This is a genomic window from Aureisphaera sp., assembly GCF_059726885.1.
Genome location: NZ_AP041051.1, coordinates 1,087,441 through 1,099,679 on the forward strand (window position 1 = coordinate 1,087,441; position 12,239 = coordinate 1,099,679).

The window sequence follows — 12,239 nt, forward strand, 5'->3', positions numbered from 1 at the left end:
ATTTATTATGAATGACTAGGGGAAATTGTTATGATGGCTCAAGTAACGTATTGTGGCTTATATAAAAAATACGTACTAGCACTTAATAAATAGGTATTGGTGCGTATTGTGTAATTCTAATGGGTATAGTTTCAAGGGTTTGTCTGTTGACCGCACAGGCAAACAAATTGACAATTTTTTTATCAATTTATTGTTATTGTAAAAAAAATTATCATGCGTTGTGATCCCCTCGCTGGCCCCCGCCTGCCGCAGGCAGGCGCTAGCGGGGGGATAACCGTTACTCTTTCCATTTATAAGAACCATCTCAACGGTGTAGCGCTTTCTTTTGACAAGAAGCCGTAATTTGTAGCGCCACCTACCATACCATCCTCAAGTTTTATCAATAATAAAAACCTTCAACACGGTAGGACGTGAGAAAATAATTTGGAAGATTACTTTATTTCATCGACCCCTAAGGAAAAAACAATTACATCATTAGTTTGTATAGGATCAACAGCATAACAATAATGTTGATTTGCATCAACTGTCGTACAGCCTTCATAAAGCGTAATAGTAGCATTTGAAACTATGGGTTTCGGTGCTGTATTATTAACCCCAATCTTAAAATCGACATACCCTTTCACCTCCGTTGATTTGCGGGTGGTATACGGATCTTGCTTTCCATAAAGAAAAATATCAGGTAACAAAAACTGAATGTCCTTCTCTGTATGCTGTATTTGAATATCGTTGGGGTCGTAATGTTCTGCCCCAATGATTTCTAAAGAGGAAAGGTCAAAATCATATTCTGGCAAAACCAAAAAGGGCAAGGATACTATCATATCGCGAGCTTTACCGGCACCATCGTTTTCAAAAGAAAGACGATATAATAAGTTTTGTTCTTTTGGAAATGCCATTTGGTAAAAGGCCGGCTTTTCAGTATCTGGAGGCAAGTTCAGGTAATCAGTTCCCAAAACAGACAACTCCTTTGTCCATACAGAAGCATCAAAATATGGAGTATTGTATTCCGGAAATGTATATTCCCCGCTTTTAGGGTCCAAATCAGCCACATTAAGAAGGTCTAGACGATTCGGGTCATGTGGAGGGTTTGTCTTGCGCAATACCAAGGAGGATTCTTGTCCATCATGTGAGACATAAAAGGGAATGACAGCGTCAATTCCATCTAAATAATCGAAGTCATCTGTGGACTCATTTCCTAAAGAAAAGTAGGCATAAATCGTACGGACTTCTCCAGGTGCTAAATCATTGTATGTCCAAGTAATTTCTTGTATGCCAGGCTTGTCAAGATTATATTCGAAAAAGGATGCCCAGTTATTTGGAATAATTGATTTTTGATTGTCAAAAGCCAAAATATTATCGGGATAATACGGAGCCCGAAGATTTATGGATCCTGAAGGGATATCAATACCTAGGGTATTTGTAAAGGAGAGCATTACAAAAGTCCAATTGTTGGGAACCAAATTCCATGTAGATTCGGCTTTAATGTTTAAGCCTTCAAAATCAACAATAGGACTCGTTATGTCTGTGTTAAAATTTCCATGGAGAGGTATGTCGTTGGCTTCAAATTGCTCTCCTAAATCGACTAGTCCCCACTTACCTTTTTCAACAAAAAAGACCTGTCCGGTATTCAATTCGCTACCCGGGGAGTATACTTGGCTTATGGTATGACCTGTCCTTTGGTGTCCATTGGGCATGATCCAAACAACAAGGTCGTTTTCTCCTATATCGGCATTTGGGCCTATGGAATATTGTATCTCATTGTCATAAATTGGATGTGGCGTTTGGATCACTGTTACCCCACTACTTTTACTAACTATTTTACTTTGAAGGTTTGACGGTACCTCTTCGGAATCCTTAGACTCCAAAGTGCACTGAGAAAAGAGCAAAACTGCAAAAAGTAGTATCCACGGAAAAAATAGATTTTTCATATCGAATCATATTTTGTGATCATTTATTGACATATAGATTGTGATTGTTCATACGAAAACTCAAAGGGTTCTCCATTAAACCACAGTCTATTTACATATACAACATTGCACCCCTTGTTTTCTATTTCAAAGACTATTTCATAACAATTACCTTCTCGAATCATAATTTCAGGAATATTGTGATCGTAAGTATAAAAATCGAATGGACACTCTTCAGTTTGCATAGTTAGAAGACCAGGTTCCAAAGTACAACTGGATTCATTGCCACCATTTGGGCCACCAGTTGAAAGACAATTACAACATAGGGAGAGCGTAACTGAAGCTGTAGAGCAATCTATTGACCAAGCTATATCGACATCAAGATTGTTTATGCCAGCATAACAACCTACTAAAGAAGAAAATTCTTCAATTATTTCTTTTCCATTTTGGTTACTAGATTCATCAGTGACAAATAGGAGATCTGTTTCCTCTAAAATTAATTTTTCTTCAGTATGACTGTCACCACTGCACGAAAGTGAAATTAGGAATATTAGTGAACATGACATTACAAATAAAGGGTAAGAGCGTATTTTCATAACTAAAAGGTTTTAATATTATTAAGGGTTTCATTCTGTTCTACTTCAGCTGCCTCCTTATTCCGAAGTATTTTCAAGGCCAGTAAGTCCTATTTTTTGATTAGCGTTTTGATTAAGCTATTTCCATTGGCAAAAATTCGAATGAGATACTTTCCAGATTTCAAAAAGGATACGTCTATTTCAGAATCAAAAGACCTGAATAGGTGTTTTCCGTCAATTGAGTAGATTTCCAGATAATCTATCCGTATGTCTGGATTGAGAATTAAAACGTCCTCTACGGGATTTGAGGCAAAAATTGGCTTAGCTTCGTCGATGAAGTTTTCGATGGAAAGAGAACAACTAATATCGGTACCACATATCACATTAGCCAGTGAGGGATAATCATCTGCAAACTGTGGTAATTGTCCCTCCGATCCGTTTCTGTCGCCGTGCCATTGATTAACACTACAATCTTCAATATCGCAAGGGGAATCAATTCTATCCATTTTGTAATAAGCGATTAAATCAGGCTCATTACCAGATAGTTCGGTATCGTAAAAATCGGCTATTTGTTCTGGTGTCCTTGCTACCTCCCAGATCCTTACCTCATCGATACTACCACTAAAGTTCTCCGCTGCAGACGGTGCTAAATCTAAAGCTCCAATTCTAGATTCCCCACTGGTATTAATTGTTTCTAATATTCCCGTATTCCACCATATAGTGTTATCGTCCAACCCATCCACGAACAATTGGATTTCCGAACCATTGTAGGTCATTGCCACATGGTGCCAATTATTATCATTGATGGGTGTCGAACCTTCGGTAAAGTATATATTAGAATCCCATATAAACGATAAATACCCGGAAATAACCCCTTTACTAACAACTTGAAAACCCCAACCCCTATAAGGGCTGTCCGATTCAGATCCAATTTTTGATATGATTTGCTGAACTGAACTTGGTCCCGTTTTTATCCAAGCTTCGACAGTAAAGGAATCTTCTAATCCAAAATCAAACCGATCTCCTAATGAAACATAATCATCATTACCATCAAATTCTAAGGAATGATTCTGTCCGTAGCTGGCAAATGCAAGGAATACAATAATTTGAACGAGATATCTTTTCATTCGTGTGAAAATTAATAGACAATTACTTTTCTAATTTCATTACTATTCTGCGTTTGGATATTAAAGAAATAAAGGCCTTTTCCCAATCCATACTTTTGAAGGTCTATTTCCATTGTCTCACCAAATCTTATCCCTTCTAATTGAATTACTTTATGCCCTGAAAAATCTATCACATTCAAGGCGTAATTTTCTCCATTAGAACTTTCGGTCTTTATTGTCATTCTCCCATTATTGGGATTGGGGTAAATAAAAACATCAAATCCATTTAAAGGCACGGTTGACCTTAAGCCTATTTCATCATTTTCACATTGGGTTTCGGACCAAGGTCCTTCACTGTTATTACTGCAACGAGCGCGCACCTTCCAACTAAAACAGCTATTGGGTGGCAAGGGCACAATAAGACTTGTGCCTTCATAATTAGTCCAGGTTTCGGTGCTAGGCACTTCTAAACCACGACAGCATAATTGATCATTTCTAACGATGGTAATATCGTATAAACCGGTACTGGAAGTAGCATCCCAACTGATGCTATTGGTAAGCGAATTGTAGGCTAAGTCTGATGGCGGATTTGCCAAACAATCCAATTCTTCGCAAGGGATACTGTCTGGTATGATACAATTGTCCAAACAGCTCACCGTGGTGGAACAAATTTCGTCACAGTCGCCCATAATTTTGTGTTGCAAAAAATAATAGAGGTTTTCCAAAACGGGGGTATAACTATAATTATCGCCCACTTGATAGTCTGCCAAAGTATAGGGCCCTCCTATAGGGTTTGTGCTTACATACATATACCAGTGATGGTTTACATTGGCAAAATCGTAAAGTTCAAAATCTTGTGCTGTTAAAGAAAACTCCTGAGGATTAGTACCATCGACAGGCGATATTTGAGTGGAAAAACTGGCATCGGTAACCTCAGAACAACAGTCTCCATAAGTAAAAATCTGTGTATTACTAATACTACCACATCTAGAATCGGTATATCGAACTGTAACTTCATAGTCAATACCTTGTTCTATTATATAATTTGAAGGTTCCTGTAATGCCTGAGTTAAATTCACGGTTTGTTGACTAAAAGATTTTTCAAAAACCTGATTAATTCCGGAAGAAACTTCGCTACGAACAGTCAAAATAAATGACGTCGGAAAGGGAATATTGGATTCAAAATCAGTATTTATGATGATGTCTTGAGTTTCAAAACAGAATTGATTTTTTTCGTTACCATATTGATCCTCTATAGTAAAATTTGCATTAATAAATTCTGGGTCACATTCGTAGAGTTTTTCATCAATGAAATTGGAAAGCGCCCTAATATTGGCGTAAATGGATGGGTTCTCGTTTCTTGGATACCCTCCCCAACTGCAAATTCCAATTAATAATGGGTCGTCATTATAGTTAAGCACACCAGGACCTCCACTATCGCCTTTTCCTGCTGACTTTCCATCTTCAAAAAAAGAAATCATAGTTTCATTTACCGGATCACCTAACATACTCTCGGCAAGTTCATTTGAGATAATTGGTAATGTTGTAGCTCTTAAAATATCTGTTGAATTACTTGCACCTCCCATGTCTCCCCATCCAGAAATTCGAACGATCCCCCCCGGCATAATATCCTCTAAACTTGTATTATCTGGATTGGCATAAGTTATTGAGTTAACATTATTATTAAACTCTAACGGAGTTTCCAACCTAAGAAGGACTAAGTCATTGGTATCCCCATTCCTGTTGGGATGGGGAGTAATTTGAGCAAGCTTGATTCTTTGTCCTGAATTTAAATCAGTTCTATCGGTAGCTCCCGCTACAACAATAAAGTTTCTTGGATCATCAGTTAAAAATTCATCGAAGCAATGAGCTGCGCTTAATATCCAAGATTCATTAATGATCGTCCCTCCGCAAAAAAATGCTCCCGACTCTGATTGTAGAGCTACTTGATACGGAATTTCAGAAATATCGATAGTTTCTCCTCCATAAATACGTTGATTTTGTCCAAAAGCTGTTTGAATAACACTAAAACAAACAATGATAAGTAGTATCTTTTTCATAATAAGTAAAATTGGATTTTTAAAAAGGTTTGCAAATTTTAGTCCTAAACCAATTAACACTATTGGCTTTTAAATGACCTCTTATAACATATATAATTGGGTAATCGCGTAATAAATTACAGGTCAACGTGAAGTCACATACAATGTGTTATTACCTGAAGCTAAAACCCTATAACTATATCATAATGATAAACGGGTAAAAAAACTATGGTGAGTGGGTAAACACCTTTACCCTTTTTGATGTATTTTTAATTAAATGTTGACGATCAAGCAAAACAAGAGTTGTTGCCCCCAAAGAATATTCTTGTGTTTCTTTCTCTTTTTCTGTTTTACTCACATCTATTCCCAGGAATTCCATTTCGAACGATACGATACCTCGGATGGGCTTCCAAGTTCGGAATTCTACGATGTTCTTATTGATGGGAAGGGCTATGCATGGTTTACTTCAGATCGTGGGATCGTGCGATATAACAGCAATGAATTTGAAGAGTTCCTACTGGAAGATGGGCTTTCCAATTTGGTCAATTTTACTTTTTTCAGGGAGTCCGACAACACCTTTTGGGTGAACGGAATTGATGGTTCCTTTACCCATTGGAATGGATCTCATTTTAAGCCTTTTAAATTCAATTCAGAATTGCAAAAGTTGAAAAAAGAATTTTTTCAATGGTTTGAAATCATAGATTTAGATGAAGATTATATATACTTTATTAGCGTAATTTCTGCGGAGAAGAAAGCATATTCGATAAATAGATGGGATGGGCAAATAAAAACGCTTGAAAAAGACACCGTAGTTTGTTCTGATAATTGTAGTACCAAGACCAAAAGAAGTGTGAAGATTTGGAACGCACTTGACCCAGAAGAATTCAAAAATTTCAAACAATTTGCCAAGAATTACTCTTTTTCAACTGGGAAAGATATTTTAATCTCCCCAAATGGAACTTTTTTGGAAATTTACAATGAATTCGTATCAGACAAGGGAGAACTCTTCATAATGTCTGAAAAGGGGCTTTCTTCTCATACCAACCTTTTAAACTTTAGTAATGGCGCAACCTTTTATCTTAAGGATGTAAGTATTACTTCGGCAGCAATAACTGCGAATGGAGAAATTTGGGCCACAAGCAGGTCGAAAGGAATCTTTAGGATCCCATCCATTTATGTTAAAAAGATCATTTTGGACAGCAATGAAAGTAATGTTGATGGCCTATACAGAATAAAGGATAAATTATACATCAAAACCATAGAAGGTGAAATAGCATCCATTGACAAAAAGGGCAACATTAAGTTATTCCCCTTTTTAGACCGAACAGGGTTTCATGAAGGGTTTCAAGATCCAGATGACGCAGAGATTTTTTATTTTGGAGCAACTCGGTATAAAAATGGAAAATTAGAATTGTCCTTGGGCGGAAAAGTAAATATTCGCCCAATTGATAGTTCAAAATATATTCAATACGATTACTCTAGTTTTAAGTATTATAGTAAAAGCAGGTCGGGAGGCAATCTAATTCTCCTTTCACAGCCTAATAGAGTAAGGTCATCTGCCATTGACAGTCTTAAAAATGTCTATTTAGGTACTTATGAAGGCATCTTCAAATTAAGTTACCCTAACAGGAATGAGGATTCCATCCCGGTAAAACACTATTCAGAAACAAAAAACATGAGAATCAACGATCTGGTATCTTCTGGTGGCATTTTTTGGGCAGGAACATTGGGGGATGGTCTTTTGTATCAACTGGATGATCGCTGGAATGTGTTGGATGCAAACTTATCTTCAAATACGATACATGCTTTATATGCCCAAAACGATAGCATTCTTTGGGTGGGTACTAATAACGGATTGAATAAGTTGGAGTATTCTATGGATAAACTCAAAATTGAATCGATCGAATATTTTGACACCTCCAAAGGTTTGAGCTCAAATTATATTAAAGACCTAACCTTTTTTAATGAAAATCTGTATGTTGCCACCGATAAGGGGATCAATTATTTTCAACCCAAGGAAAGGACCTATCCAAAGCCGATTTTAAGCATAGACGAATTCGTGGTGAATAAGGTTCCTGTTTCCGTTTCAAACCCCAACCTTAATGCATCCTTTAGCCATCAGCAGAACGATATTAAAATTCGATATACGGGAATTTCAAGTATTAAACCTTTAAACCACGATTATTTCTATACATACCAACTTTATAAAGAGGGGACAGAAAAAGACATACGGTGGATCCAAACAAATACCAGAGAGTTGGAATACCCGAATTTAGAACCCGGAAAATATACTTTCAAAATTCAGTGTAAAAATTCGGATAATATTTATAGTGATATCCGCCAATTGAAATTTGAAATAAAACCACATTATTCCCAGACCGGTATCTTTAGGCTATTTGCAATGATCCTTGGGATATTGAGTGTATTTCTGGTTTGGAAATTACGTACAAAAAACCTTAAAAGGAACCTCTCTTTGGAATTACGGGCCAAAGAGGCCGAGTTGACCACATTAAGAAACCAAATCAATCCGCATTTCATTTTCAACTCGATAAATACCATACAGAACTATATCTTTTCAGATAAAAAGGAGGAGGCCAACCTATACATTTATACCTTTTCCAAGATGATACGGAAAAGTTTGAGGTTCTCCAGAATCAAAAGGACTAGCTTATCTGAAGAAATTGATTTCATAGAGGATTATTTATCCATTGAAAACATGAGATTTAAGGATAGGTTCGAATATAATGTAACCGTAGAAGAATCTATAGATTGCGATCAGGTGTATATCCCCGCACTGATGTCGCAACCCTTAGTGGAAAACGCCGTTAAACATGCTTTTAAGGACGTTGATTATAAAGGAGAGCTAAGTATAACGTACACCATAAAAAAAGATATCTTGGGAATAGCAATTGCTGATAACGGTGTAGGCTTCAATCCCAAAGATCTTAAGGCAGGCTCCAAATCTTTGGGAATACAAATAATACGTCAGAGGATAGATCTGTTGAATGAAATCCATGGTTTCTCAAAGGCCACATTGTTTATTACAAGCATTCCCCAACAGGGAACGAAAGTAGCGTTGAATTTACCAATATTGAAAAGATGAATCTGGAGGTAGTAATTATTGAGGACGAAGAACATAGCCAGGAACTTTTGCATAATTTGTTGCACCATTATTGCCCGGGCGTAAAAGTTTTAGGAACCTGTGATTCGGTTATAAAATCAATTGAATTAATAAAGAAAACCAAACCGGATCTGGTCTTTATCGATATTGAATTACAAGATGGCAATGGCTTTGATATATTGAAAGAATTCCCAGACTATTCTTTTTTAACTGTATTCATAACGGGCTATGACAAGTACATGCTTAAAGCCATCAAGCATACGGCTTTCGATTATATACTAAAACCATTTTCCATAGAACAGTTAAGAAATACCGTAGAAAGGGCAAAAACCAAGAAAGACACGTACAATATTCTAAAACAGATAGAAAACAGTGCAGAAAGTGTTTTGGTTTCGGAGAACAAACTAATCGTAAAGTCCTCTAGGGGTTCAAAAATAATTACTACACAAGACATCATTTACATTGGGTATGATGATCCATATTGCGAAATTTATCTGTCGAACAATAGGAAGGTTCTTGTTCATGAAACCATGAAAACAATGCTTGAGATTCTCCCTGATTATTTTTTTCGAATCCATAAAAGTTATGCCATAAACCTAAATAAAGTATACGAATGGGATAATGGACGTGGAGGAAACGCTCATATGTGCGGTGGAATTTCACTCCCAATTTCATACAGGAACAAAGCGTTGTTCAAAGAAAAAATCCAACAACTGGGGTTATTGTAGACCTTTCAAAGGTTCCCTAGCTGACACCCGTTACAAGAGGGTGCTAGCGTGGGGCATTCATTGGTTGGAAACCTGGTTATTATATCCCGATTGCTTCAGTACGAAGGGGGAAAAGCTCCTCCTGATTTTTTAGGGCTTTTGCCTCTTTTTGAGATGTTAGCCTTTCTTGGAGAGTAGGGTTCTTTCAATGAAAGTTTTCCATTATTGGAATAACGAATCAATTGCCGCCCTCTACTGGAAATTCAAAATTAGGGGGATTTCCCATGTAAATATAGGTTTTCACCTTTAAAATTATCAAGCTATGGCTTTTACCTTTGGTATTGTAAAAATGATAAACAATGCTCTTTAGGGAATTAATTGATATTAAATAGGAAGTACCAGATTAATTAACGTGAGTATGGAATATAAGCTAATAAAATTCTTAGAAAGCAAGATTAGGTATAACAAATATAGAAACTCGATTAGAGGTTGGAAGAAAGAACAATGCCATAAAGCAATGGGATATGATTAGAATATTTGAAACCATAAATGATTTAAAGTTACATGACTTTTCCAGCGAACCCGAAGTGCTGAAAATTAACACATTGGGTCATACTGTAAAGGGTGTTGGAGCTGCAGAATATATAAGAATAGATTCTACTGGTGATGCAAGGGGTGATGATGCAGAATTCAGAAGTTTAGATGGCGTTCTATGGAAGTTGGTTTCCTTTCCGGTTCGTCCTGAACATTTTGGCGCTTTACCCAAAGGAGTTGGGGTAACCTCATTAGATATTCCTGCAATAAATACACATGGGATCAATTCGTTTTTAATTTATGTTTCAGAAGTTGATGTTGGAACAGCGGCTTTTACTGGAATGTTTGATATTAATGGGGAAATTTTTCTTGGAAGAGACCGTAGCGGTGAGTTATTGAACAAAGTTGCTACTACTCATATAATTGGGTCCCCTACGCTATCCTATAAAGGCAATGATTATGTAGATACTATTTTTACTATTTACGGATTTTCATTTAGTAAATGGGACGGGATTATTTCCGTTAAAGGAAAAGGAGGAACTTGGGAGCAAAGAAAATGTGGCTTTTGTATCAAAATAAGCAACTGTTCAAGAACTGTATTTGGTGGATTTATAGGTTCCAAGGCAAAAGCGTATGGATTGCTATGCAGTTCGAGGTTATTTCAAGGGAGAAATGGCAATACCTCTCAAATGAATCTTGGGGATTGTCGATTCACTCGATGTGGTTCGGGGAATCACGAGGACAGCGCTGGTTTCTATTTTATTTCCAATTGGACCCATACAGGAGATCCCAGGACCGTGAATCCTCGTTATGGGCCTCGAAAATTTACGCTCATTACAACGGACGAATTACCGCCTGAGGAATTATTAGAACAAGCCAGAAAAAGACCTTATGTGGTAATGTCAAATGGAGATCTACATTACGTGGTTAGAGATACTATTAATAGGTCTACCAATCAATTTATAATCAAGCCCAGCATTGACCCTACACTTACAGATACAACAATGAAATGGATCTTTGGAGGTGGCATCGCTTTAACAGGTGATGATGCAGGTAACTGTAAATTTAGCGGCGTTGACGTAACAAATTGCGCTATTGGCTTGGACGTATTAACATTTTATGGTCCTGTGGTAGATAGGCTTGTAAATCATTACTGTTTCGTTGCCCTAATTGCAAATAAAGAAACGACCATGGGGGCAATTGTTCATAGTTTGTATTGCGAAGGAAATCACGCTGCACTAATTTCACCAAGTGGGAAAATTGCCATTACAGGGGTTCAAGAAGTGGATATGATAAAAAATATCCGTTACCTCGGTCGAGGAGACTCCAGTGGAATAGCCTTTAATGAAAATGGTTTGCCCAGACTTACGTTTGTAAGGGGTGAGAGCGCTGAGTTCGCCTCACATGAGAAGAAAAATAACAATCGAACGGAAAAGTATTCAAGAATTGATTTTGTCATTAACAATAAATACATCTCTCAAATTTATAGGCACAATCAACCAAAAATCCAATTGGATATCAATCTGAAGTGGCATAAGGCTTTTGGGTTTGACTCGGGGCAACTAACCATAATTGGCACTTCCGCACCGGATTTTGCGCCAACTGAAGTAGAGTTTTCCACAAAAAAAGATAGTACCACAATTAATGGGGGAGATTCGACCTGGGTATCAACTGGTTTCTCCGGTCCAGCAGTATTTTTTATTTACTATGATGTAGAAAATGACAACTTTGAGGTCGCACTAAAACCTTAACCGAATACTAGCAATAAAAAGAAAACACACTCACTCTTTCTCATAGAACATCCTTTATTTCCCTGTAGACCATTATCACACCAATTACCAAAAAAACAATAATACCGAAGTAAATCTCAATATCGAGAGACCATCGGAGATAATCCTTACCCTTTCCTTTTGAATCCTTGTATGTATAAGCAAAATATAAGATGGAGGCCCCGATCAACAAAATGCCTACTAAAAATCTAATGAATCCCATTTTACGCAACTATTTTCCCACTGCTGACGCCCGACTTTGTTGGATGCCTACAAAAAAACCACAACCCATTCTAAGGGTCGTGGTAGTTTAATAAAGATAGTGTTTTTGCTGCAATATACTCGGTTCTGTTCACTCTTGCGTGAGCATCCTTTTCGAAACGGGCGCTGGTGGGGGTACATCGATCTACCCATCTAAGCTGTTCTAAATAGTTCTGGTCCCTGAAAAAAACCCGCCCCAAACTAAGGGGCGGGTACAATTAAA

7 protein-coding genes are annotated in these 12,239 nt (G+C 37.2%); 3 read left to right on the plus strand and 4 right to left on the minus strand.

Features of this window, described 5'->3' with window-relative positions; translation table 11 throughout:
* Positions 1–431 precede the first annotated feature (431 nt).
* The 4 genes from AC6JAD_RS04975 to AC6JAD_RS04990 form a co-directional block, all read right to left on the minus strand.
* Positions 432–1,925 carry a hypothetical protein gene (locus AC6JAD_RS04975; protein WP_461302241.1) on the minus strand — a complete coding sequence of 498 codons (1,494 nt, stop codon included), beginning with the start codon at positions 1,923–1,925 and terminating at the stop codon, positions 432–434.
* A gap of 23 nt (positions 1,926–1,948) precedes the next feature.
* A complete protein-coding gene (locus AC6JAD_RS04980) occupies positions 1,949–2,500 on the minus strand; it encodes a hypothetical protein (protein WP_461302240.1) in 552 nt (183 codons plus the stop codon).
* A gap of 89 nt (positions 2,501–2,589) precedes the next feature.
* Positions 2,590–3,606 (minus strand): LamG-like jellyroll fold domain-containing protein, encoded by a 1,017-nt coding sequence (locus tag AC6JAD_RS04985; RefSeq protein ID WP_461302239.1) that lies wholly within the window; start codon positions 3,604–3,606, stop codon positions 2,590–2,592.
* An 11-nt stretch (positions 3,607–3,617) separates the two neighbouring features.
* A complete protein-coding gene (locus AC6JAD_RS04990) occupies positions 3,618–5,645 on the minus strand; it encodes a trypsin-like serine protease (RefSeq protein WP_461302238.1) in 2,028 nt (675 codons plus the stop codon).
* 304 nt (positions 5,646–5,949) lie between these two features.
* Here AC6JAD_RS04990 and AC6JAD_RS04995 point away from each other — a divergent pair, with 304 nt between their 5' ends.
* The 3 genes from AC6JAD_RS04995 (at position 5,950) to AC6JAD_RS05005 (ending at position 11,737) form a co-directional block, all read left to right on the plus strand.
* Positions 5,950–8,727, plus strand: coding sequence for a sensor histidine kinase (locus tag AC6JAD_RS04995; protein ID WP_461302237.1), 2,778 nt, complete (start codon positions 5,950–5,952; stop codon positions 8,725–8,727).
* Positions 8,724–9,473, plus strand: coding sequence for a LytR/AlgR family response regulator transcription factor (locus tag AC6JAD_RS05000; RefSeq protein ID WP_461302236.1), 750 nt, complete (start codon positions 8,724–8,726; stop codon positions 9,471–9,473). The genes AC6JAD_RS04995 and AC6JAD_RS05000 overlap by 4 nt, the downstream gene beginning before the upstream one ends.
* 503 nt (positions 9,474–9,976) lie before the next feature.
* The gene (locus AC6JAD_RS05005) at positions 9,977–11,737 is read left to right on the plus strand and encodes a hypothetical protein (protein WP_461302235.1); all 1,761 of its coding nucleotides are present in this window, start codon (positions 9,977–9,979) and stop codon (positions 11,735–11,737) included.
* Positions 11,738–12,239: the final 502 nt, after the last annotated feature.